We start from the raw sequence: 22,761 nt of genomic DNA, 5'->3' as shown, positions 1-22,761 counted from the left end.
GACCATCTTCCACCCGGAGGTGGTCCATGACCCGCCCGATTGACCTCGAGTTCTCCGACAATTGCGACCGCAAGCGCGCGGAAGCGCGCCTGCGCAAGCATCAGGACGGGATGGGGCGGCGTCTGTCCAACTGGCGTAATCACCAGCTGGCGCGTCGGGCCCTGTCCCTGGCCGATGAACCGGGCCTGGTACTGGACCTGCCTTGCGGCACCGGGCGCTTCTGGCCGCTGCTGGCTGAAAAGCCGAACCGGGTGATCATCGGTGCCGACAATTCCGAGCAGATGCTGCGGGTGGCCACTGAGTTCCAGCCGCCGGACGTGGTCCGGCGGGTGCGTTTGCTGCAGACCTCGGCCTTCTCCATCCAACTGCCGGAAAACGCGGTGGACAGCATTTTCTGCATGCGCCTGCTGCATCGCATCGGCGATCCGGCCCGCCGCATGACCCTGCTGCGCGAGTGTCGCCGGGTCACCCGTGACAGCCTGATCATTTCGCTCTGGGTCGACGGCAACTACAAGGCCTGGAGGCGCCGCCGGCTTGAGAGTCAGCGGCAGCTCCGGCGGGGCGAGCAGGGCTACCCGCACCGTTTCGTGATCCCGGCGGCCACCGCCGAGGCGGAATTCCGCGAGGCAGGCTTCGCGATCCAGGAGCATCTGGACCTGCTGCCCTTCTACGCCATGTGGCGGGTCTACGTGCTGCGTAAGGTGCCTGACCATGGTCGTTGAAACCATCGGTGTGGGGCCGTCCATGTCCGTTGGACAGCGTTACACAGAACGGGCGGGCGAAGGGAGCAGGCGCGTCGTTTTGCAATATTTGGCTGCTAGCCTCTGCCGCCTGCATCAGGGCGTGTGGCAGACCGATTGCACCGATGTCAGGCACCTGTCCGGGTGTCCGGCAGGGGAGGGCGGTGTGCCCGAAGTGGCGCTGCTGGAGCTCGAAAAGGCCAGGCACCGGTTGTCGAGCAAACGGGCGACGGAATGCGATCTGTGGCAGTTTAAGCGCCATTCGTCGTTGGGCGAGGCGGATTGGCAGCTGCTGATCTACGGTTATGAAACAGCGTTTGGCAGCGCTATCAAGGGGTTGCGATCATGAAGTTAGAAGTCACGCGAGCTTTATTCCTCGTCGGCGCCTTGGGAGTGGCCTCCCTGGCGGTGGCTGCCTGGCATGAGCCGTCGCCCACTGTGGTCAGTGCCAACGGTCTGGGTTACTGCCCCCTGCCGCCCAAGGCTCGGCTGAAGACTCAGGTCAGCCCCGACCAGAATCTGCTGCTGTTCATGTTCGGTTTGTCCCAGGGCCTGCGCGGCGAGCAGTGAGAACCGGATTCACAGGAAACCCCGCGAAAGCGGGGTTTTTTGTGCACGGATGAAACTGCGGGGTTACGCCGCGCACCGGCGGCCTCGTTCCGACGCGGAGACGGAGGCGCGAAGGCAGCGCCTCGCGCTCCCGGTAAACCAAAGAAAAGCCCCGCACGTGCGGGGCTTTCTTCACCAGTTCGGGGCTCAGTGGCTGGCCACTGGCTGCCCTTCAGGATGCAGTTCCTTCTTCGCCAGCAGGGTGTAGATGCAGGGCAGAACGAAGAGGGTGAACAGCGTGCCGATGGACATGCCGGTGGCGATCACCGTGCCGATGTCGAACCGGCTGACCGCGCCCGCGCCCGTGGCGATGATCAGCGGCACCATGCCGAACACCATGGCCGCGGTGGTCATCAGCACGGGGCGCAGGCGGATGGCGGCAGCCTCTTCCACCGCTTCGCGGGCGGACAGGCCTTTCTCCCGGCGCAAATGGTTGGCGAACTCCACGATCAGGATGCCGTGCTTGCTGATCAGGCCGATCAGGGTCACCAGGCCTACCTGGGTATAGATGTTCATGCTCGACCAGCCGAGGAACAGCGGGATCAGCGCACCACAGATGGACAGCGGTACCGTCACCAGGATCACCAGCGGGTCGCGGAAGCTCTCGAACTGCGCCGCCAGTACCAGGAAGATGATGGCCAGGGCCAGGCCGAAGGTGACGTAGAGCGCCGTGCCTTCCTGCACGTACTGGCGCGAGGCCCCGGCGTAGTCGAAGCCGTAGCCGCGCGGGGCTTCCTCGCGGGCGATCTGGGACACAGTGTCGATGGCCTCGCCCATGCTCACCAGCGGGAAGCCTTCGATGATCGCCGAGTTCAACTGCTGGAACTGCTTCAGGCGGGTCGGCCGGGCGCTGTCATGCACGCTGATGAGGGTCGACAGGGGCACCATGGCGCCGCTCTCGCTCTTCACGTAGTAGTTGCTCAGCCAGCCCGGATTGTCCCTGTAGGCGCGCTCCACCTGGGCGATCACCTTGTAGCTGCGACCGTCGATGGTGAAACGGTTGATCTCGCCTTCGCCCAGCAGGATCGCCAGGGTGGAGCCGAGGTCTTCCATGGAAACGCCCATCTGCGCTGCCTTGGCGCGGTCGATGTCCACCACCACTTCCGGCTTGTCGAAGGCCAGGTCGACGTTGAGGAAGGCGAACTTGCCCGACTCCATGCCGCGCTGCTTGATGCGCTCGGCCACCTGCAGCAGCGACTCGTAGTCGTTGGGGGTGTTGACCACGAACTGGAAGGGCAGGCCCTCACCCGTACCCGGTAGCGACGGCAGGTTGAAGCCGAAGATCTGCAGGCCGGGGATTTCGTTGAGCTTGCCCTGGACCTGGTGGAGCAACTCCATCTGGGTGGTTTCGCGTTCGTTCCAGGGTTTCAGCAGGAAGCCGCCGATACCCGATTGCACGCCGTCGAAGCCGTTGATCTGGAACGACGAGTAGTACTCGGGGAACGCCCTGAAGATGTCGACGAACTTCTCGGTGTAGGCGTTCAGGTAGTCCAGGTTGGTGGGCTGCGGCGCCTTGGCCATGATGAAGACGATGCCCTGGTCCTCGTCCGGGGCCAGCTCGGCTTTGGTGAACTTCAGCAGCACCGGGATCAGGCAGAGCACGATGAGGGCGAACACCACCACCACCGGGCGGGTGTTCAGGGTGCCGTGCAGGGCGCGCTGGTAGCGCTGCTTGAGGTGCTCGAAGATCACGTCCAGGCGGTGGGCGAGGCCCGTGGGGTTCTCGTCGTGGCGCAGCAGGCGGGAACACATCATCGGCGACAGGGTCAGGGCGACGATGCCGGAGATGATCACCGCGCCGGCGAGGGTCAGGGCGAACTCGCGGAACAGTGCGCCGGTCAGGCCTTCGAGGAAACCGATGGGCGCATAGACCGCCGCCAGGGTGATGGTCATGGAGACCACGGGCACCGCGATCTCGCGGGCGCCCTCGATGGACGCGTCGAGCGGTGTCTTGCCTTCCTCGATGTGCCGGTGGATGTTCTCCACGACCACGATGGCGTCGTCCACCACCAGGCCGATGGCGAGCACCATGGCCAGCAGCGTCAGCAGGTTGATGGAGTAGCCCATCAGCTGCATGAAGAAAAGCACGCCGATCATCGACAGCGGGATGGTGATCACCGGGATCAGCACCGAGCGGAAGGCGCCGAGGAACAGGAACACCACTACGATGACGATCAGCACCGCCTCGCCCAGGGTCTTCACCACTTCGTCGATGGAGGCCTGGATGAAACGAGTGGCGTCGTAGGCGATGGATACCTTGAGGTTCGGCGGCAGCTGGGATTCCAGCTCCGGCATGATGGCGCGCACGTGCTTGATCACGTCCAGCGGGTTGGCGCTGGGGGTACCCTTGATGCCGATGTAGACGGAGGGAATGCCGTCGAAGGAGCTGATGGAGTCGTAGTTCTCCGCGCCCATTTCCACCCGCGCGATATCACGCACCAGCACGCGGCTGTCGCCCACGGTCTTCACCGGAATCGCGCCGAAGGCCTCGGGGGACTTGAGGTCGGTGGTGGCGTTGATGCTGGTCACCACGTACTGGCCCTTCACCTGACCGGCGGCGGAGAGGAAGTTGTACTTGCGCACCGCTTCGCTCAGGTCGTTGGCGGTGATCCCGTAGGCCGCCATCCGCACAGGGTCCATCCACAGGCGCATGGCGAAGACCTGGTTGCCGAGGATTTCCGCTTCCGCCATGCCGGGCAGGGTGGCGAGCTTGGGCTGGATCACCCGTGACAGGTAGTCGGTGATCTGCGGGTTGGACAGCACATCGCTGTAGAAGCTGATGTACATCAGCGCCGTGGAGTCCGCCGCTTCCTTGGACAGCACCGGGTCTTCGGCGTCCTGGGGCAGCTGGTTCTTCACCTCGTTGGCCTTGGCCAGCAGCTCGGTGAAGAGGCGGTCGGAGTTGGCGCCGATGCGCGCGTAGATCTGGATCACCGACATGTTCTGCTGGCTCGACGACGTCATATAGTCGATGCCTTCGGCGCTCGCCAGGCTCTGCTGCAGCGGCTGGGTGATGTAGCCCTGGATGGTCTCGGCGTTAGCGCCCGGGTAGGCGGTGGTCACCGTGATCAGGGCGTTTTCCATCTGCGGGTACTGGCGGATCACCAGCTTGCTGAAGGCCTGCATGCCCAGCAGCACGATCAGCAGGCTGACCACGGTCGCCAGTACCGGGCGACGGATGAAAGGATCTGTAAAAGCCATGTTCCGTTCCTTCGCTCCAGCGCGTGTTACTGAAGGCGGGCCTGGTTGTCCGTCTTGTTCATCGTCTGGTCCGGGACGATGGCGACATGGGAGCCGTTATCCAGCTTGAGCTGGCCGGACGTCACCACCTGCTCGTTGGCCTGCAGGCCCTTGAGCACCACCACCTGGCCGTCGCGGCGTTCGCCGGTCTCGACGAAGCGGCGCTCCACCACCAGTCGCGGCTTGCCGTCCTCGTTCTTCGAGGGCTGGCCTTCGGCGTCCTTCCACTCGCTGATCACGTACACCGAGTTGCCGTAGAGGGTGTAGGTGATGGCGCTTTCCGGCACCACTACGCGCTCCTGGTCACCCGGCAGCAGCACTTCGAGGTTGGCGAACATGCCCGGCAGCAGCTTGCCATCGGGGTTCGGCAGCACGGCGCGGACCTGCAGGTTGCGGGTGGTTTCCTCCACCTTGGGGTTCAGGGCGGCGATATCGCCCTCGAAGTATTCGCCCGGGAAGGCGGCCACACTGACTCGCACCTTCTGGCCGACGGCCAGCAGCGGTGCGGACTGTTCCGGCAGGAAGAAGTCGACGAACAGGGTATTCAGGTCCTGCAGGGTGGCGATGGTGGTGCCGGAGGAGAGGAAGTCACCCACGTCCACCTGACGGATACCGATGGTGCCGGAGAAGGGGGCGGCGATGCGCTTCTTGGCCAGCAGCGCTCTCAGCTGGGCGACCTTGCCGGTGGCGGCCTGGAGTTCGGAGGACAGGCGGTCGAACTCGCTCTTGGAGATGCTCTGCCGGATCACCAGGCTGCGGCCGCGCTGGAATTCCACCTGGGCCAGGGCCAGTTCGGCCTCGGCGGTGGCCAGGCTGGCGCTCTCCACATCGCTGTCCATCTGGATCAGCGGCTGGCCCTGCTTGACCTTCTCGCCGGAGAGAAACAGCACGTCCTCGACGGTGCCGCTGGCTTCGACGGTGAGATCGACGCCCTGGAAGGCCTTCAGCGAGCCGATGGCCGGCAGGCGGCTTTGCCAGGGGACTTCGACCGACCTGACGGCCGAGACACTGATGGGAGGCTGGGGCGCAGAGAACTGCTGGACCTGCAAGCCTTTGTAGGTGGCCAGGGCGAGCACCACGACGGCAACCGCGCCCAGCATGATGAGCATGCGGCGGAGCAACATATTCCGGTTCCTTGGCGGGGGAAATAAGCCTGGGAATAGGCGAGGGATGCACCTTAGTACCAGAGCCTGATCCAAGTCAAAGACAAGAAATTGCAGAACGTTGCGTTCGAGCAGAGAGCGCTTTTGGAGGGCTATTGATCAGTGTAGATCGCGGCAGTTCGTGACAGTTCCCTTGGCCGGCACCTGACCCTTTCCGATCGGCGGACCCGGTTACGGGAGGCACATCCCTGTGCCTTGCGCCCATCAGGCGTGGAGGCGCGACGTCAGTTGGTTGAGGTCGCCGGAGAGGCCGTGCAGGTGCTGGCTGGCGCCCTGGGTGCGCTGCACGTTTTCGTCATTGGTGGTGGCGATGGCGGTGATCTCGGTGAGGTTGCGCGAGATGTCTTCGGCCACCGAGGTCTGCTCTTCCGCGGCGGTGGCGATCTGCCGGTTCATGTCACGGATGGCCTCCACCGCGTCGGTGATGCGCTGGAGCATGGCGCCGGCTTCGGTGACCTGGGCGACGCTCTGTTCGCTGCGGGTCTGGCCGCTCTCGATGGCGCGTACGGCATTGAGGGCGCCGGTCTGCACGGTGTCGATGATCTGGTGGATCTCGGCGGTGGATTCGGCGGTGCGCTGGGCCAGGGTGCGCACCTCGTCGGCCACCACGGCGAAGCCGCGGCCCTGGTCACCGGCACGGGCGGCCTCGATGGCGGCGTTCAGGGCCAGCAGGTTGGTCTGCTCGGCTATGCCGCGGATCACTTCCAGCACCTTGCCGATACGGCCGCTGTCGCTTTCCAGGCGGCGGATCACTTCGGCGGTGTTGGCGATCTCGCTGCGCATGCCGGTGATGCTGTGGATGGTGGCCTGCATCACTTCGCCGCCCTGCTGGGCCGAGTGATCGGCCTGGTCGGCAGCACCGGCGGCCTCGGCGGCGTGGCGCGCCACTTCCTGGGCGGTGGCGGACATCTCGTGCATGGCCGTGGCCACCTGGTCGGTGCGGGAGAACTGTTCGCGGGTCCCCTGGGCCATGAGGCTGGCGATGGCACTGAGCTCGCCGCTGGCGTTGTCCAACTGGGTGGTGCTCTGGCGCAGGCGGTGGAAGGTGTCGGCGAGGAAGTCGCGCAGGGTGTTGGCCGCCACGGCAAGGCGTCCCAGTTCGTCCTCGCGGCTGACGTCCACGCGCTGGCCGAAGTTGCCCTGGCTAAGCTGGGCGATGTACTCGATCAGGCTGCCGATGGGGGTGATCAGGTTGCGGTTGATCAGCCACAGGCTGAACAGGCCGATGCCGAGACTCGACAGCAGCATCACCAGGAGGCCGATATTCACGGTGCTGTCGGCACTGGCACTGATGGTCTCGGACTGCTGAAGGCCTCGGGCGTGGAGTTCGGCCACCAGGGCGCTCATCTGCTCGCTGGCTGCGCGATCGATGCCCTTGACCGCGGTGTCCCCGGCCACCGGATCGCCACCGGCGGCGATGAAGACTTCGCGGCCTTTGCGATAGGCGACACCCAGGTTGCGGTGCTCGTTGCGCAGGCTTTCCACCTTGGCCCTCAGGACGCCGTCATTGAGCTGGCCTGCCTTGTCCAGCAGCTTGCCGAGCACGGCCTGGACCTTGGCTTCCTGGGTCTCGAACTGGCTCCAGTACTTGGCGAGGTTCTCCTGGTCCTTGCCGCGCAGGAGCACGTTTTTCCACTCCTGGACCTGCACTTTGAACTCCAGGTTGGCCTCGTCCACCAGGCCTGATGCTTCCAGCGTGCCGTCCACCAGCCCGCGATAGGACTGGATGCCGCTGGAAAGGAAGTGGAAACACGCCAGCGCGATCAGCAGGAGCAGGATCAGGCTGCCGCCCAGGAGGGTGAGGATCTGGCCACGCAGGGAGCGTCGCAGAGACATGGTATTGCGCCTCTCGAAGAAGGGGTGGGATGTCGGCTCTCTACCAGACGAATGTTGCAAGTTGATGTCGGGCACTGCGCTGGCGCCGGCGACGGGAACTGTCGGGTGAGCGATCAGTAAGTCGGCATTTCAGCTCGCCGCTGAAGTCCGTAGGTCGGAAAGTTGGCGGTACAGACGTGCCAGAAAGGCGGTGATGGCGGCTATGGGAGCGAATTCATTCGCGAACGAATGCGCTCCCATAGGCGGTCGTTGGCGCTCAGGCGAGGTGCAGGTGGTTGTCCCAGAAGCTCGCTGGCAATTGCAGCGGGGTGGCGGTGAACTGCTCGCCACGGCAGTCGTAGAGGCGGCAGCGGCCCTGGCCGGAAGTGACCACGAAACCGTCCTCCACCGCGCCGACGCCGGCGCAGTCAGGCAGGGGCGCGTCCAGGCGCACGGCGCCGCTGTCCAGGTCCCAGATGAAGAAGCGGTTGCCGCGCGGCGCGGTCAGGGCGACCAGGCGCAACTCGTTGTGGATGGCGACGCTGGCGGTGTACTGGACCATGGCCAGGCGTTGCTCGTCCTCCAGCGGGAAGGGCTGGAAGGTTTGGCCAGGACGCTTGATGGCGAGCAGGTCGGCGTGGTCGGCGGCATCGCCCATGTACTGCTGGCCGGCAATGATGGTGCCGTCGGCGCCGATGGCCAGGTGGCGGATGCTGTTCATCTGCTGGGGCAGGGTTTCCTTGGACAGCAGGCTGCCGTCGCGATGCATCAGCACCAGGCTCGGCTCCATGGCGTTCAGGTTCATTTCCACCCGGCTTTCCGCCTCGGTACGGATGCCGCCATTGGCCACCACGAGGGTCTCGCCGTCAGGCATCCAGGACACCTGGTGCGGGCCCAGGCCGTGGCTGGAAATCTCCCCGTCGTGGATCAGCCGGCCGGCTTCGTAGCGATAGCGGCCGAGCACGCCACGACCGGGATCAGTGGTGTCGTTCTCGGTGGTGTACAGCCATTCGCCGCTCTTGTGGAAAACACCGTGGCCGTAGAAATGGCGGTCCTTCTGCGAGACCAGGGTCTGCAGCAGGCGGCCATCGCGCAGGTCCACCAGGTAGCTCTCGGTGCCCGGCCGGCGCGCGACGAACAGCGCCACCGGCTCGCTGGGGTGCTCGACGATGTCATGGCAGCGCTGGGCGACCCGAGTGGCGAAGGCCTGGGTGCCGTCCAGGCGATAGCCCACCGCGTAGTGATTGCCGTCGGCATCGTCGCGGGCGGAGAGCAGCAGGGGCGAATCGCCCTTGCGGCTCAGGGTCCAGCCGCCCAGGCCGACGGCGCCGAGCAGCAGGCTGGCGAGGGTGAGAACCTGGCGGCGCAGCATGTCAGTCACCGTCGTTGGCGTTGAAGCCGAGCTGGATGCCCAGGGCCTTGGCCAGGTCGCCGGAGTGCAGGCGCTGGACGCGGTCCAGGCTGTCGTAGAAGTCGTTCAGGCGCTTGATGCCGTCTTCGCTGGCCAGCAGTTGGCTAAGCGGTTGGCTGAGGGCGTCGAGCTTGCTACGGGCTTCGGCGTAGCCGGCGTCGATCTTCTCCGCCAAGGCCTTCTGGTCGTCGCCCAGCAGGCTGCGGATGCCGTGCTTGTCGGTGCCCTGCCAGAGGCTTTCGGCGCTGGCCAGGCTGGCGCCGATGTTGTCGAGGGAGCTTTCGCTGCGCCAGGACTCGGCCTGCATCGGCTGGGGCAGGCCCTTGGTCTGGCGGCCCAGCGGGGTGCCGAGTTTCTTCTTCAGGGTATCCAGGGCGGTGACCTGGACCCGCAGCAGTTCGGAAATGGCTTCGTGGGAGTCTGCGTAGCGCTGGTTGGGGAACTTGCTCAGTTGGTCGAGCATGCCGTCCTTGTCGTTCCAGCGTGCGAGGATTTCCTCGGCCAGGCTCTTCTGGCGTTCGCCGATGGCTTCCAGCAGCGGGCAGTAGCGAGCCTTCTGGGCGGTGTCGGCCATGTCCAAGTTGCTGTCGAAGAGGATGTATTCGTAGGCGGACAGGCCCTGGACCACCACGCTGGCCTTGGCCAGGGCGGCGGCGTCGACCTGGGGCTGCGCCTTGATCAGTTGTTCCACCTGGCGGCCGACCAGGTTCTTCTTGTCCGGCCAGAACTGCACCTGCCAGGCGCGGTTGCCTTCGGCCAGCGGTCCGACCATCAGCGGCTGCAGCTCGGCCCAGGCTTTCTGCGCGGAGAGGAAGTCGGCGCGGGCCTTGGCCAGGTCTTCCTTGCCGGAGCAGAAGGCCAGGGCGCTGGTGGCGAGCTGGCGGTCCGCTTCGACCCAGCGGCTGTAGGTCGGCAGGATCACTTCCTTGGCCAGGGCAGCGGCGGTCTGCGCCTGCTGGTCCTGCGGGGCGCAGGCGCCCAGGGCCAGGGCGGCGAGGCTGGTGAACAGCAGTTTGGGTCGGAACATTCGGGGCTCCTTACAAGGAATTCAGGAAGGCCAGCAGCGCGGCGCGCTGCTGGGCGTCGTATTCGAGGACTTTCTGCTTCGCCGGCTCCGCTTCACCGCCGTGCCAGAGGATGGCTTCCAGCAGGTTGCGGGCGCGGCCATCGTGCAGGAACTGCGTGTGGCCGGTCACTTGTTCGGTCAGGCCGATGCCCCACAGCGGCGGGGTACGCCAGTCGCGGCCACCGGCCTGGAATTCGGTGCGGCCGTCGGCCAGGCCTTCGCCCATGTCGTGGAGCAGCAGATCGCTGTAGGGGCGGATCACCTGGTTGGCCAACTCGGGTTCGGCGGCATCGGCCGCGGTGGTGAAGCTGGGGGTATGGCATGCCTGGCAGCCGGCCTGGTGGAACAGGCCCTTGCCTTCCAGCACGTGCGGGTCGTCCACCTGGCGCCGGGCCGGTACGGCCAGGTTGCGGGTGTAGAACAGCACGAGGGAGAGGATGTTGTCGCTGACTTCCGGCTCGCCGCCATTCACCGCTGCCTGGCAGGCGGTCTGCGCCGCCGTGCAGTCATCCTTCGGCAGGGGACTGGTGGTCAGGCCCATATCACCAGAGAAGGCGTGAAAATTCTGTTGATTCAGGTTGGGCTGCCCGGCCTTCCAGCCGAAGCGGCCGTATACCGTCTTGCCCGCGACGTCGTCCCAGACCTGGTTGGCACGGCCACGGATGCCGTTGCCATCGGCGTCGTCCGGGTCGGCGTTGGCGAGGAGGGCGGACTCGGGAATGGCTTCCAGCAGGCCCAGGCCGATCATGGGCGGCGCGACGCGTGCGGAGAACAGGGTGTCCGGGCGCATCGGGCCGTAGCCGAGCTGGCTGATCTCCAGCTTCGGCTTGCGCAGTTCGACCACTGTGCCGTCGGCGAAGGTCACGGGGACCGGTGCGTAGCTCACCCGCACCTTGCCTTCGGGGGCCACGCCGGGAATCGACACGTCCTGCAGCTGGCCGCCGTACACCGGCTCTGGCACCACGCCGAGGCGCTCCAGCTGTCGTGCGTGCTCGGCAGAGGCGTCCGCCGGGATCGACAGGCGCACCAGCATGGACACCGCATTGTTCGCGCCGGGGGCTGGCGGATGGCCGCGACCGTCCTTCACGTGACAGTTCTGGCAACCATTGGTGTTGAACAACGGCCCCAGGCCATCTCGCGCGGTGGTGGTGGAGGGGGCGATCACCCAGGGGTTGCGGAAAAAGCTGTTGCCGACGCTGAAGTCCAGCCGGCGCATCGGCGTGAGGTTGGCCGAGGGCATGGAGAAGGCGTTCTGGTCGAACTGGCGAACTGTGGCGGCACCGCCGGACAGGTGTTCGCCGGGCTCGGCCTGGGTGAACCGCGGGGCGTCGTCACAGGCACTGAGGGCCAGGGCCAGCAGCAGGGGCGACAGGCGGCGAACGGCCGGTGAAGCGAGCATTGGCGGGTTCCGGACGGCTGGAAACAGGGCGGAAAGCTTATCAGGACTGGGGTGTTTGAATAAGAGGGATTTGCGTTTGGCTTGCGGGTCGCAACTGACTCGGCGGGTGATTACTGTAGGGGCGATTTCAATCGCCAAGCAGGACGAAGTCCTGCCGCAGGGGCAATTGCGCCGCCTTTGGCGAATAAATTCGCCCCTACAGGGAATGTGCCCTCATGAACAAGCTGCAGGCACAAAAAAGCGGATGCGGCACTAGGCCGCATCCGCTTCTTGCTTACCGCTGCGTCGATCAGAACTGGTGATCGGCGTTGTCCGGCTTCAGGTCGGTGATGCCGAGCTTGGTGGCGGCTTCTTCGATGGCGCCGGTCTGCTTGACCAGGGAGGCGATCGCGTCGCGTACCAGTTGCTGGCCGGCGGTGTTGTCGGCGGCGATCAGCTGGTCGAAGTGAACACCCTTGTTGGCGCTGTCCACTAGGGCCTGCAGCTTGCCTTCGGTGGCTTCCAGGTCGGCCTTCACGGTGGTGTCGGTCTGAGCGTCGACCTTGGCGACCAGGGAGGACAGGCTCGGGCCGGTCAGGGTGGTGCCGTCGACCTTCTTGTACTCGCCCAGGTAGACGTTGCGGATGCCCTTGCCGTTGAAGAAGTGCGAGTTGTGGGTGTTGTCGCTGAAGCAGTCGTGCTCGTCTTCGGTGGAGTTGGCTTCCAGGGCGACCTTCATGCGTTCGCCGGCCAGTTCACCCAGGGACAGGCTGCCCATGCCGAAGAGCATCTTGCGCAGGCCGGAGTCTGCCGGTTCGGCTTCCAGCTTGGCGCGGTAGTTGTCGGCAACGCCCGACTTCCACTGGCCGACCATGTATTCCAGGTCGGAAACCAGCAGGTCGGTGGCGGCCTTCAGGTAGGCACGACGGCGCTCGGTGTTGCCGCCGGTGGCGCCTTTGCCGACCACGAAGTCGGTGGCGGGACGGTTGCCGGCGCCCGGACCGGTGCCATTCAGGTCCTGGCCCCAGAGGAGGAATTCGATGGCGTGGTAGCCGGTGGCGACGTTGGCTTCGGAACCGCCCAGCTCGTTCAGGCTGGCCAGCTTCTCACCGGTGATCTCGGTGACGTCGATCTTGTCTTCGCCCACCTGGATGGTGGTGTTGGCGATGATGTTGGCGGTGGCGCCGGGGTTGCCCAGGGCGTGTTGGTAGTCGCCGGCGACGTAGTCGATCAGGCCTTCGTCCAGCGGCCAGGCGTTCAGCTGGCCTTCCCAGTCGTCGACCACCGGGTTGCCGAAGCGGAACACTTCGCTCTGCATGTAGGGCGCGCGGGCGGCCAGCCAGGCTTCGCGGGCGGCCTTCAGGGTGTCGGCGTCGGGCTTGGCGAGGAAGGCGTCGACGGCCTTCTGCAGGTTCACGCCGGTGTTGTAGGCGTCGGTGAAGACAGCCAGGGCGAGGTCGGCGTAGTGGGCAACGACCTTCTTGGCCTCGGCCTCGTCGACCTTGGCGGTTGCAGCCGGAGCCGCGGCAGTGCTGGTTGCGGCCGGAGCGGCGGCTTGTTGCGCGGCTTCTTTCTTGTCGTCACCGCAGCCAGCGAGGGAGATGGCGATGGCGAGCAGGCTGGCGGTTGCCAGGGGCATACGAATCATGTGCGAGGTCCTTTGCTTCTGGGGGATGGCAATCTGAATTTGCGCAATGAAAAACCGCAACATAATGCGAAAGATTTTCATTTTTGGAAAGACTGATTTCGGGCGTTTTGCAACCGCTGTGTGCAAGGTCTCCGTGCCGCCATTGAAATGCCATTAGAATCCGCGAAGTCCCATGCCCCACAGTCTTAAGGAGAAGCCCGCATGAGTCTGACCAGTGTTGCCCTGATCGTGGTCCTGCTGCTCGCTGCCGCCTACGCGGTGATCCTCTACAACGCGCTGGTGCGCCTCAAGCACGGGGTGGGCAAGGCCTGGTCGAACATCGAGATCCTGCTCAAGCAGCGCCATGACGAATTGCCCAAGCTGGTGGAGACCTGCAAGCAGTACATGCAGCACGAACGGACCACCCTGGAGCGGGTGATCGCCGCCCGCAACGCCGTGGCCAGCGCTCGCGAGAAGGGCGATGTCGGCGCCCTCGGCCAGGCCGAGAGCGGCCTGCGCGCCGGCCTCGGACAGCTTTTCGCCCTGGCGGAGAACTACCCGCAACTGAAGGCCAACGAGAGCTTCCAGTTCCTCCAGCAGCGCATCAGCGGCCTGGAGAACGGCATCGCCGACCGCCGTGAGCTGTACAACGAGGCGGTGAACCTGAACAACGTGCGCATCGAGCAGTTCCCGGACGTCATCATCGCCGGCCTGTTCGGTTTCAAGGCTGCCGAGTTGCTGGAGTTCAGCGACGCCGAGAAGGCCGACGTCGACCTCAAGACCCTGTTCGGCTGACATGGCGACGGATTTCGCCGGGCTGGCCATCAGCCTGGGGTTCAGCCTTGGTGCCTTTGCCGGTGGCGGCTGGTGGTGCCTGCACCGTTTGGCCCAGGCCCGCCTGCTGCTGGATACCCCGACCTCGAAAATTCGCTCCGCCGCCCAGGGCTATGTGGAACTGTACGGCCTGCTCCACCTCTATGGAGAGGCGCCCCTGACCGCACCCCTGACCGGCAAGCCCTGCCTCTGGTGGCGCTATCGCATCGAGGAGTACAGCGAGAGCGGCAAGAACAAGACCTGGCGCGTGGTGGACAGCGGCGTCAGCGACGCCTGGCTGCGCCTCGCCGATGCTACCGGGGAGTGCCTGATCGACCCTCGCGGTGCCGAGGTGCGTCCGGCCACCCGGGAGGTCTGGAAGGGCATCCAGCGCCATCCGCGTGGAGGCCTGATTGCCGGCGGGCTGAGTGGCATGCTATCCGGCGGCGAGTATCGCTACACGGAGGAGCGCCTGCACGCCGATGAGCCGCTCTATGCCATTGGCGATTTTCGCACCAGCGGTGGTGGTCGCCAGGGGCTGGACCTGGCGTCTGCCCAGGGGGCCGTGATCCGTGAGTGGAAAGGCGATTTCGCCGGCCTGCTGACGCGTTTCGACAGCAACGGCGACGGCCAGCTCGACGAAGCCGAATGGAACCGCGTGCGCCTGGCCGCCCAACTGGAAGCCGAGGACCGCCACCGGCACACCAGCGCGGCACCGGCGATGAACCAAATGCGCCGCCCGGCCGAGTCCCAGCCGTTCCTGTTGTCCAGCCATGGCGAAGATGTGCTGGCCCGGCAGTTTCGCTGGCAGGCGCTGTTCGGTGCCGTGCTCTGCGTGGGCGGGGCGGTGGCGACGGTTTACCTGTTGAGGGTGACCGGGCTGATGTGAGGTGCGGCCCGGTCGATGGGTTTCGCTTCGCTCTACCGCATCCTACAGGGGCAGTCAGCGTCCCGTAGGACTCCGAAGATGGGTCGATGAACCGTTATCCACCCTACGGCACATTTGCAGGATGGGTTGGGCGGCGTTCCGCGAGAGGGAAGCAAAACCCATCGATTCTGCGCTTTCAGCTGGCGAATCCAGCTCAGCCCAACCCTTTCAGAGCGTGGCTGGGTTGGACGCCGCGTTGGACAGCCGACGGGCCTGCTTGAGGTAGAGGGTGATTTCGCGGGCGGGCAGGGGTTTGCTGTAGAGGTAACCCTGCCCCTCGTTGCAACCCTGGGCGATGATGTAAGCCTCCTGCTCGGCGGTTTCCACGCCTTCGGCGATCACCTGCATGCCCAGGTTGCGTGCCAGCTGGATGATGGCGCGGACGATGGTGGCGTCGTCCTCGTCTTCCAGCACGTCCTGCACGAAGCTCTTGTCGATCTTGATCTTGTCCAGCGGCAGGCTCTTCAGGTAGCTCAGGGACGAGTAGCCGGTACCGAAGTCGTCGATCGCGATCAGCGCACCGGAGCGGCGCAGGCTCAGCAGGTGCTGGGCGGCGGTGGATATGTCTTCCATCAGGCCGGTTTCGGTGACTTCCAACTCCAGGCTGCGTGGGGGCAGGCGATAGACCTGCAACAGGTTGTTCACCACCCGTGGCAGCTCCGAGTGGTGCAGCTGCACGGTGGACAGGTTGATGGCCATGCGCAGTTCGGAGAAGCCCTGGTCGTGCCATTCCCGCAGCTGGCGGCACGCCTGGTCCAGCACCCATTCGCCGATGGGGATGATGGAGCCGTTCTGTTCGGCCAGGGGGATGAACAGGTCCGGCGGCACGAAGCCGTGCTGCGGATGCTGCCAGCGCAGCAGGGCCTCGACGCCGACGATGCGGTGGTCGCGGTAATCCACCTGGGGCTGGTAGACCAGGTGCATCTCGCCCCGGTTGAGGGCTTCCCGCAGGTCTTTCTCCAGCTCGCGGCGGCGGCGCATCTCGCTGTCGACGCTGGCGATGTAGAACTGGTAGCGGTTGCGCGAACGGCTCTTGGCGAGCGTCATGGTCTGCTCGGCCTTCTGCAGCAGCTTCTCGGTGCTGTCGCCGTCTTCGGGGAAGAGGGTGATGCCGATGGTGGCCCGCAGGCGTACTTCCTGTTGTTCCAGGGAGAAGGCCACTTCCAGGTCATCCAGCACGCTTTGCGCCAGTTCGGCTGCCTCATAGGGCTGCTCGATATCGGCCTGGACCAGGGCGAACTGGTCACCGCCGAGCCGCGCCAGGGCGCCGAGGCGGCCGCTGTGGCTGCGCAGGCGGTCGGCAAGGGCGATCAGCAATTGGTCGCCGGTCTGGTAACTGAACTGTTCGTTGACGCCCTTGAAGTCATCCAGCCCCACGCAGAGCACCGCTACGCGGCGTTGCAGGCGGCCGGCGTCCTCGAGGATCTGGTCCAGTTGCTGCTGCAGTTGCTGGCGGTTGGGCAGGCCGGTGAGGAAGTCGTACTGGGCCATGCGCAGCAGGCTGTTCTCGGCTTCGCGGCGCAGGTGGGTGTTGCGTTCGATGGAGGCCAGCAGGTCGTTGGCGGTGGTTATCCACAGGCCCAGCTCGTTCTTCTCGTTGCCCTTGAGCATGGGCAGCTTGTGTTCGCTGGGGCGGTCGGGGTTGATGCTGGAGAGGTGCTCGATGATTTTCGACAGCGGCTTGGTCAGCAGCCAGTGGTAGACGAGGTAGAGCACGAGGCCCATGGCCAGGGCGCGCAGCACGCCGGAGATGAAGATGATCACCGAGCTGGTGACGAAGTCCTCGCCGTAGGGGGCGGTATCGAGGGTGATGCTGAGGTCGCCGTAGTATTCGCTGTAGGGGCTGCGGCCGAGGAGCTGGGTGGTGAAGGTTTGTTCCTTGCCGAGGATGGGGTCTGTGAGCCAGCGGGTCGACAGTTCCATCAGCGGCCTGTCCTTCTCCGCCAGCATGGGTTCGTTGGGGTGGCCGATGGACGCGTGGCGTACCGATTCGTGCTGGAACAGGCCCTCGATCACCTGCATGCCCATCTCGCGGTCCAGGCTGTAGACGGCCTGTGTCGAGGGATCGCGGAACATGCCGAGGATCCGGGTGGCGTCGTTGGAGACCGCCTGTCGCGTCTTGTAGATGTCGAACACGATCTGCGCGCAGCTCAGCACCACACCGACCACCAGTGCGGACAGCAACACCACGCGTAGCAGCTTCAGCGACAAGCTGTGCTTGAGATCCAGCTTCAAATGACGATTCCTTGTTCGATGCCGCCAGGCGTCAGACGGGTGTGAGTATTGGCAAACTGACCGTGGCCGTCAAAGGGCCATCATGCGAGTGCCACCATTCACCACGTGGGCCGTTGTGGGCCCCGCCCTATTCGCCTTCACCCTCATGTTATGTCGGTGCGAACCGGTCCGAGCTTGAGGGGATGTCCGACAATTTTTCCCTTGTACCTCAACAAGGCGACGAACGACGCACAAAAATGAAGAAACCCGGCCAATGGCCGGGTTTCTCTTACCGCTGGAGCGGGTCTCAGGCAGCGTAGTTCTTGGCTACGAAGTCCCAGTTGACCAGGTTCCAGAAGGCTTCTACGTACTTCGGACGCAGGTTGCGGTAGTCGATGTAGTAGGCGTGTTCCCAGACGTCGCAGGTCAGCAGCGGGGTGTCGCCGCTGGTCAGCGGGCAGCCGGCGCCGATGGTGCTGGCCAGGGCCAGGGAGCCGTCAGCCTTCTTCACCAGCCAGGCCCAGCCGGAGCCGAAGGTGCCGATGGCGGTCTTGGTGAACTCTTCCTTGAACTTGTCGAAGGAACCGAAGGCGGCGTTGATGGCGTCAGCCAGGGCGCCGGTGGGCTGGCCACCGCCGTTGGGCTTCAGGCCGTTCCAGTAGAAGGTGTGGTTCCAGATCTGGGCCGCGTTGTTGAAGATGCCGCCGGAGGAGGTCTTGATGATCTCTTCCAGGGTCTTGCCTTCGAATTCGGTGCCCGGAACCAGGTTGTTCAGGTTCACCACGTAGGCGTTGTGGTGCTTGCCGTGGTGGAATTCCAGGGTTTCGGCGGACAGGTGCGGCTCGAGGGCATTCTTCTCGTAAGGCAGCGGCGGCAATTCGAAAGCCATGTCTATCTCCTCATCAGGTCGGGATTTTTGCGCAAGGCGCGGGGCCGTTCACGGTCGGCCGAGAATGCGGCTGCGAGTTTGTACTCTTTTTGGCCGCGAAGTCCGGATCATAGCACCGGGCATGGGGCATAACCACGCAGCAACTGTGTGGAAATGCCGGTGCCATGGGCCTTGGCGCACCGAAGGATGTGGACCGTCCGGGGTCAGATTCCGTTCACCAATTGTGCCGCCATGGCAAACATCATCAGTGCCACCGCCAGGTCCAGCAGACGCCAGGTGGCCGGTCGGGCCAGCCAGGGGGCGAGCCAGGCGGCGCCCAGGGCGAGGGCGAAGAACCACACCAGCGAGGCACTGGCCGCCCCCAGGGCGTACGCGCCGGGGACGGTTTGCTGCGCACCGAGGGAGCCGATCAGCAGCACCGTGTCGAGGTAGACGTGGGGGTTGAGCAGGGTCACCGCCAGGGCCGCCAGCAGCACCGCGCGGCGTGAGCGCGGGCCGGCTTCGGCAGACTGGTCGAGGATGCCGGGTTTCACCGCACGGCGCAGCGCCTGCACGCCGTACCAGAGCAGGAAGGCCACGCCGCCCCAGCGGGCGACCGCCAGCAGCAGCGGGTTCTGCGCGAGCAGGGTGGCCAGCCCGAAGACCCCGGCGCTGACCAGGAGCGCATCACACAGCACGCAGAGCGCGGCCACCGGCAGGTGATGCTCGCGGCGCAGGCTCTGGGCGAGGACGAAGGCGTTCTGGGCGCCGATGGCAATGATCAGGCCGGCGGCCATCAGCAGGCCGTTGAGGTAGCTCTGCCACATGGCACTCACTCCGTCTGGGCGTTGGCCGCCAGGGCCCGCAGGGTGGAAAGGGCGCGCTCGGCGTCCTGGCTCGCGACGAAAAGGTGATCGTGGAAATACCCGGCCACCACGTTGCAGCTCACGCCGGCCTGGGCCAGGGCACCGGCGAAAGCGGCAGTCAGGCCCACGGCGCTGAGGGAGGAATGCACCTCCAGGGTGATCCAGGCGGCGGTGTAGTCATAGGGAAGTTCCAGGCGGTCCGCCTCGCCGCGTTCGAGGATCACCGTCAGCCCTTCCCGTTCGCGGAAACTGCCCAGTGGCGTGCAGCCCGCCAGCCGGGTGGCATCGGCCAGGGTGCAGAACACGTACTGGCCGGGGTTGAGTTGCGGCGACATGTTGCGGATCAGGGTGGAGAGAGCGGTTTCGCCGGCCATGGTGCTTCCTTCGAGACGACGGTTGGGATGTGGCGAGTCTGGGGCGCGACCCTGTATAAGAGAAACGAATCTTGCTGATCACTCATTAGGAAAACTGATTTGTTCGACTACAAATTGCTCTCCGCCCTGGCGGCCGTGGTGGAGCAGGGTGGTTTCGAGCGGGCGGCCCAGTTGCTTGGCCTGTCGCAATCCGCCGTGTCACAGCGGATCAAGCTGCTGGAAGCGCGGGTCGGCCAGCCCGTGCTGGTGCGTGCCACGCCGCCGGCCCCCACCGAGGTGGGCACCCGGTTGCTCAACCATGTGCAGCAAGTGCGCTTGCTGGAGCGGGACCTGCAGCGCCAGGTGCCGGCCCTGGAGGAGGGCGGGATGCCGGAGCGCCTGCGGATCGCCCTGAACGCAGACAGCCTGGCCACCTGGTGGGCCGCCGCCGTGGGGGATTTCTGCGCCGAACAGCAGGTGCTGATGGAGCTGGTGGTGGAGGACCAGGAAGTGGGCCTGAAGCGCATGCGCGCCGGTGAGGTGGCGGCCTGCGTCTGTGGCGCTGAACGACCAGTGGCCGGCGCCCGCAGCCTGCCGCTGGGTGCGATGCGCTACCGCGCCCTGGCCAGCCCGGCTTTCATCGCACGGCATTTTCCGCGAGGCGTGACGGTGGAAGCCCTGGCCCGCTCGCCCGCCATCGTCTTCGGTCCGGATGACCAGCTGCAGCACCGTTACCTGGCGTCGCTTGGCGTCGAAGGTGGTTTCATCCACCACCTCTGCCCGTCCTCGGAAGGCTTCGTGCGTCTGACTGAAGGTGGCCTGGGCTGGGGTCTGGTGCCGGAACGGCAGGTGAGCGCCCAACTGGAGCGGGGGGAGCTTCAGGAGCTGATTCCCGACCGCCCCATCGATGTGCCGCTCTACTGGCACCATTGGCGCCACGGTGGTGAGTTGCTGGGCCTGCTGACCGACCACCTGGCGCGGACGGCGAACCGGTGGCTGGTGCCGTTTTCCTCGCAGTAAAGGCGGCGATGGAAACGGGAATACGCAGGCTGGAAATCGCTTTCCATTTCCACCGTCCGACGTCCCGCCCCGCTCCCAGGGTGGACCGGTGAAGCGTGGTCCACCCTACGCCTTCGTCATCTAGCTGATACGGATCTGCCCCGAGCCTGGCAACGCCTCCACGCAGCGCTCGCCCATCAGCCGTGAAGGGGTGAAATAGCCGCCGTCGCGCTGATGGTCGAGCAGGTGGCGCACCGCGTGCAGCACGCCATGCACGGTCACCTGGTAACCATTGGCGGTTTCCAGATGGGCGATGCGGCGCTCCCCGGCCGCGTTGCGGACCTCGCCCCAGACCCAGGTGGGGCGGTGCGCGCGGGTCGCCCCATCGGGGCCGGTGAGATGCCGCGCCGCCAGTCCTTTCAACTTGTCCTGCACCCAGTCGCCGGCCAGCAGGCCGCGCAGCGGGTCGGCGAGACGCATGCCCAGCGCGAGGGCGGCCGGCGCCGGCAGGTAGACCTCGATATTGGGAATGCCGGTGGAATAGAAAGCAGTGGCCACATCTCCCCAGGGAATGGTCACGGCGGATTTCGCTCCGCGCCCGAAGTCGATCTCGCGGCGACGGTAGCCGAGGGGGACTGGGCGCAGGCGGCCGTTCTCGCGCACCTGTCCGCCCATCGCCAGGGCTTCGATGCTGGTTTTGGCGGTGCCCGGCGAAAGCCCGCCGTCGCTATCGAAGCCCAGCGCCAGGTGCGTGGCATCCGGCAGGGCGGATTTCAGGCAGGCGGCCACGCAATCGGTGGGGATGACGTCGAAGCCCGCGCCGGGGCAGATCACGATTCCAGCCTTGCGGGCCGCCGCGTCCTGGGCATGGGCGTAGGCGAAGACAGCGATTTCGCCGGTGATGTCCAGGTAGTGGGTGCCGTTGGCGAGGCAGGCCTGGATCATCGGCGTGCTGGTGGCGGAGAAGGGGCCGGCGCAGTGGGCGATCACCGGGACGCCGTCCAGGCGTTCAGCGACGTGGGCGGGATCGTCCAGGTCGAAGACCCGCGTCGGCAGGCCGAGCCGGCTGCCCAGGGCTTCCAGCCGGGCCGGGTCGCGTCCGGCGAGGATGGGCAGCATGCCTTGCCGCAAAGCTTCCTCGGCTATCAGTTGGCCGGTGTAGCCGTAGGCGCCGTAGATCATCCAGGTGTTCGTGCTCACTGCGCAGTTCCTTGGCTGTGGGTTCGCTGACAAAGGTAGACCACAGCGGAGCGGGAACGATGGCGGGGGATAGCGTTCAGAGTCGTTCAATTGGCTCGCGACGCCACACCCGGCCAGTGCCCGGGGCTGCTAGAGTCGCGGGCATCACGAGGCGTGCCTGGGGGCGATAGATGAAGATTCTGGTGACAGGGGCAAGCGGGTTCATCGGGGGACGGTTTGCCCGCTTCGCCCTGGAGCAGGGCCTCGATGTTCGGGTCAACGGTCGTCGTGCCGAGGGTGTGGAGCATCTGGTGAAGCGCGGCGCCGAGTTCGTCCAGGGCGACCTGTCCGACCCTGACCTGGTGATGCGCCTCTGCCATGACGTCGACGCCGTGGTGCACTGCGCCGGCGCCGTGGGCGTCTGGGGCAAGTACGAGCACTTCCATCAGGCCAACGTGCAGGTCACCGAGCATGTGGTGGAAGCCTGCCTGAAACAGCGGGTGCGACGCCTGGTGCACCTGTCGTCGCCCTCGGTCTACTTCGATGGCCGGCCCCACGTGGGGATCAACGAGGAGCAAGTGCCCAAGCGCTTTTCCGATCACTACGGCGCTACCAAGTACCTGGCCGAGCAGAAGGTCTTCGCCGCCGAGGAATTCGGCCTGGAAGTCATGGCCTTCCGGCCGCGCTTCGTCACCGGTGCCGGCGATACCAGCATCTTCCCCCGGCTGATCGCCATGCAGCGCAAGGGGCGCCTGAAGATCATCGGCAACGGTCTGAACAAGGTGGACTTCACCAGCATGCAGAACCTCAACGACGCCTTGTTCAGCGGCCTGCTGGCCACCGGGCCGGCGCTGGGGCAGGTCTACAACATCAGCAACGGTAAGCCGGTGCCGCTCTGGGACGTGGTCAACTACGTGTTCCGCAAACTCGGCATGCCCCAGGTGACCCGCCACGTCCCCTATGGCGTGGCCTATACCGCCGCGCTGTTGAACGAGTCGGCCTGCCGCGTGTGGCCAGGCCGGCCAGAACCGTCGCTCTATCGCCTGGCCGTGGCGGTGATGGCCAAGGATTTCTCCCTGGACATCAGCCGGGCGCAACAGTACCTGGACTACGACCCGCGGGTGAGCCTGTGGTCGGCGCTGGATGAGTTCTGTGCCTGGTGGGGTGCACAGCAACCCTGAGTTTCAGCGCGCGGGTCTGCTAACCGCGCAGCGGGCCCGCGTACTGGGTGTATTTGCGCACCAGCTCTTCCTCGTTCAGCACTGGTTTCAGGTGCACGCCGGTGAGGGCGCTGAGGTGTTCGCCCAGCTCGCGGGTGGCGTCGCGTCGGGACTCGGCGCAGGCGCTGAGCATGGACAGGATGGCGTCGGGCTGGCTCAGGCGGATATCCACAGCCAGTTCTTCACGAAGCTGGCGCCGCAGGGTCTGCATGCAATCCAGCACAGCCTTGGTCAGTTCCACCGCGTCTTCCCCCTGATCGAAGAATGTTCCT

General features: G+C 65.6%; 20 protein-coding genes. 7 read left to right on the top strand and 13 right to left on the bottom strand.

All coding sequences use genetic code 11. From position 1 onward, the window contains the following. Nucleotides 1–26: 26 nt before the first annotated feature. Genes TQ98_RS21955 through TQ98_RS21945 form a run of 3 tightly spaced genes read left to right on the top strand, consistent with a single transcriptional unit; the run spans nt 27 to nt 1,310 of the window. On the top strand, nt 27–722 hold the full coding sequence (locus TQ98_RS21955; RefSeq protein ID WP_044873613.1) for a class I SAM-dependent methyltransferase: 696 nt from the start codon (nt 27–29) through the stop codon (nt 720–722). Continuing rightward, complete coding sequence (locus tag TQ98_RS21950; RefSeq protein ID WP_082073263.1) at nt 712–1,089, top strand: lipopolysaccharide kinase InaA family protein; 378 nt, start codon at nt 712–714, stop codon at nt 1,087–1,089. Before TQ98_RS21955 ends, TQ98_RS21950 begins: the two co-directional genes overlap by 11 nt. Next, nucleotides 1,086–1,310, top strand: coding sequence for a hypothetical protein (locus TQ98_RS21945; RefSeq protein WP_044873614.1), 225 nt, complete (start codon nt 1,086–1,088; stop codon nt 1,308–1,310). Before TQ98_RS21950 ends, TQ98_RS21945 begins: the two co-directional genes overlap by 4 nt. A 186-nt stretch (nt 1,311–1,496) precedes the next feature. Here the strand turns inward: TQ98_RS21945 and TQ98_RS21940 are convergent, their stop codons facing one another. From TQ98_RS21940 to TQ98_RS21910, 7 genes are all read right to left on the bottom strand, one after another. After that, nucleotides 1,497–4,550: a multidrug efflux RND transporter permease subunit gene (locus tag TQ98_RS21940; protein WP_044873615.1), complete on the bottom strand. Its 3,054-nt coding sequence runs from the start codon at nt 4,548–4,550 to the stop codon at nt 1,497–1,499. A gap of 26 nt (nt 4,551–4,576) precedes the next feature. Further along, the gene (locus TQ98_RS21935) at nt 4,577–5,713 is read right to left on the bottom strand and encodes an efflux RND transporter periplasmic adaptor subunit (protein ID WP_044873616.1); all 1,137 of its coding nucleotides are present in this window, start codon (nt 5,711–5,713) and stop codon (nt 4,577–4,579) included. A gap of 243 nt (nt 5,714–5,956) precedes the next feature. Further along, on the bottom strand, nt 5,957–7,588 hold the full coding sequence (locus tag TQ98_RS21930) for a methyl-accepting chemotaxis protein (RefSeq protein ID WP_103103045.1): 1,632 nt from the start codon (nt 7,586–7,588) through the stop codon (nt 5,957–5,959). Between the two features lie 256 nt (nt 7,589–7,844). Further along, entirely contained in the window at nt 7,845–8,939 is a 1,095-nt protein-coding gene (locus TQ98_RS21925; RefSeq protein ID WP_044873619.1) for a DUF1513 domain-containing protein, read from the bottom strand. Nucleotide 8,940: 1 nt separating this feature from the next. After that, a complete protein-coding gene (locus TQ98_RS21920) occupies nt 8,941–10,005 on the bottom strand; it encodes an imelysin family protein (protein ID WP_044873620.1) in 1,065 nt (354 codons plus the stop codon). A gap of 10 nt (nt 10,006–10,015) precedes the next feature. Next, a complete protein-coding gene (locus tag TQ98_RS21915) occupies nt 10,016–11,443 on the bottom strand; it encodes a di-heme oxidoredictase family protein (protein ID WP_044873621.1) in 1,428 nt (475 codons plus the stop codon). Between the two features lie 289 nt (nt 11,444–11,732). Then, a complete protein-coding gene (locus tag TQ98_RS21910) occupies nt 11,733–13,070 on the bottom strand; it encodes an imelysin family protein (protein WP_044873622.1) in 1,338 nt (445 codons plus the stop codon). 201 nt (nt 13,071–13,271) lie between these two features. On the opposite strand from TQ98_RS21910, the gene TQ98_RS21905 reads away from it, so the two are divergent. Together TQ98_RS21905 and TQ98_RS21900 are read left to right on the top strand one after the other, a co-directional pair. After that, on the top strand, nt 13,272–13,844 hold the full coding sequence (locus TQ98_RS21905) for a LemA family protein (protein WP_044873623.1): 573 nt from the start codon (nt 13,272–13,274) through the stop codon (nt 13,842–13,844). A 1-nt stretch (nt 13,845) separates the two neighbouring features. Further along, nucleotides 13,846–14,751 (top strand): GIDE domain-containing protein, encoded by a 906-nt coding sequence (locus tag TQ98_RS21900; RefSeq protein ID WP_044873624.1) that lies wholly within the window; start codon nt 13,846–13,848, stop codon nt 14,749–14,751. A gap of 207 nt (nt 14,752–14,958) precedes the next feature. Here TQ98_RS21900 and TQ98_RS21895 read toward each other — a convergent pair whose 3' ends face one another. From TQ98_RS21895 to TQ98_RS21880, 4 genes are all read right to left on the bottom strand, one after another. Next, nucleotides 14,959–17,025, bottom strand: coding sequence for a GGDEF domain-containing phosphodiesterase (locus TQ98_RS21895; protein ID WP_044873625.1), 2,067 nt, complete (start codon nt 17,023–17,025; stop codon nt 14,959–14,961). Nucleotides 17,026–17,311: 286 nt separating this feature from the next. Further along, entirely contained in the window at nt 17,312–17,893 is a 582-nt protein-coding gene (locus tag TQ98_RS21890) for a Fe-Mn family superoxide dismutase (RefSeq protein WP_103103044.1), read from the bottom strand. Between the two features lie 203 nt (nt 17,894–18,096). Next, nucleotides 18,097–18,699 carry a LysE/ArgO family amino acid transporter gene (locus TQ98_RS21885; RefSeq protein WP_044873628.1) on the bottom strand — a complete coding sequence of 201 codons (603 nt, stop codon included), beginning with the start codon at nt 18,697–18,699 and terminating at the stop codon, nt 18,097–18,099. Between the two features lie 5 nt (nt 18,700–18,704). Next, a complete protein-coding gene (locus TQ98_RS21880) occupies nt 18,705–19,112 on the bottom strand; it encodes an ACT domain-containing protein (RefSeq protein ID WP_044873629.1) in 408 nt (135 codons plus the stop codon). A gap of 99 nt (nt 19,113–19,211) precedes the next feature. On the opposite strand from TQ98_RS21880, the gene TQ98_RS21875 reads away from it, so the two are divergent. Next, a complete protein-coding gene (locus tag TQ98_RS21875) occupies nt 19,212–20,111 on the top strand; it encodes a LysR family transcriptional regulator ArgP (protein WP_044873630.1) in 900 nt (299 codons plus the stop codon). 120 nt (nt 20,112–20,231) lie between these two features. On the opposite strand, the gene TQ98_RS21870 is transcribed toward TQ98_RS21875, so the two are convergent. Next, nucleotides 20,232–21,272: a saccharopine dehydrogenase NADP-binding domain-containing protein gene (locus TQ98_RS21870; RefSeq protein ID WP_044874130.1), complete on the bottom strand. Its 1,041-nt coding sequence runs from the start codon at nt 21,270–21,272 to the stop codon at nt 20,232–20,234. A gap of 188 nt (nt 21,273–21,460) precedes the next feature. Between TQ98_RS21870 and TQ98_RS21865 the strand changes: the two genes are divergently transcribed. After that, entirely contained in the window at nt 21,461–22,450 is a 990-nt protein-coding gene (locus TQ98_RS21865; protein WP_044873631.1) for an NAD-dependent epimerase/dehydratase family protein, read from the top strand. Nucleotides 22,451–22,469: 19 nt separating this feature from the next. Here TQ98_RS21865 and TQ98_RS21860 read toward each other — a convergent pair whose 3' ends face one another. After that, nucleotides 22,470–22,730, bottom strand: coding sequence for a hypothetical protein (locus TQ98_RS21860; protein WP_044873632.1), 261 nt, complete (start codon nt 22,728–22,730; stop codon nt 22,470–22,472). Nucleotides 22,731–22,761 lie beyond the last annotated feature (31 nt).

It is taken from the genome of Pseudomonas sp. LFM046 (genome assembly GCF_000949385.2).
Lineage (GTDB): Bacteria > Pseudomonadota > Gammaproteobacteria > Pseudomonadales > Pseudomonadaceae > Metapseudomonas.
This window is presented reverse-complemented; position numbering and strand designations above follow the sequence as displayed.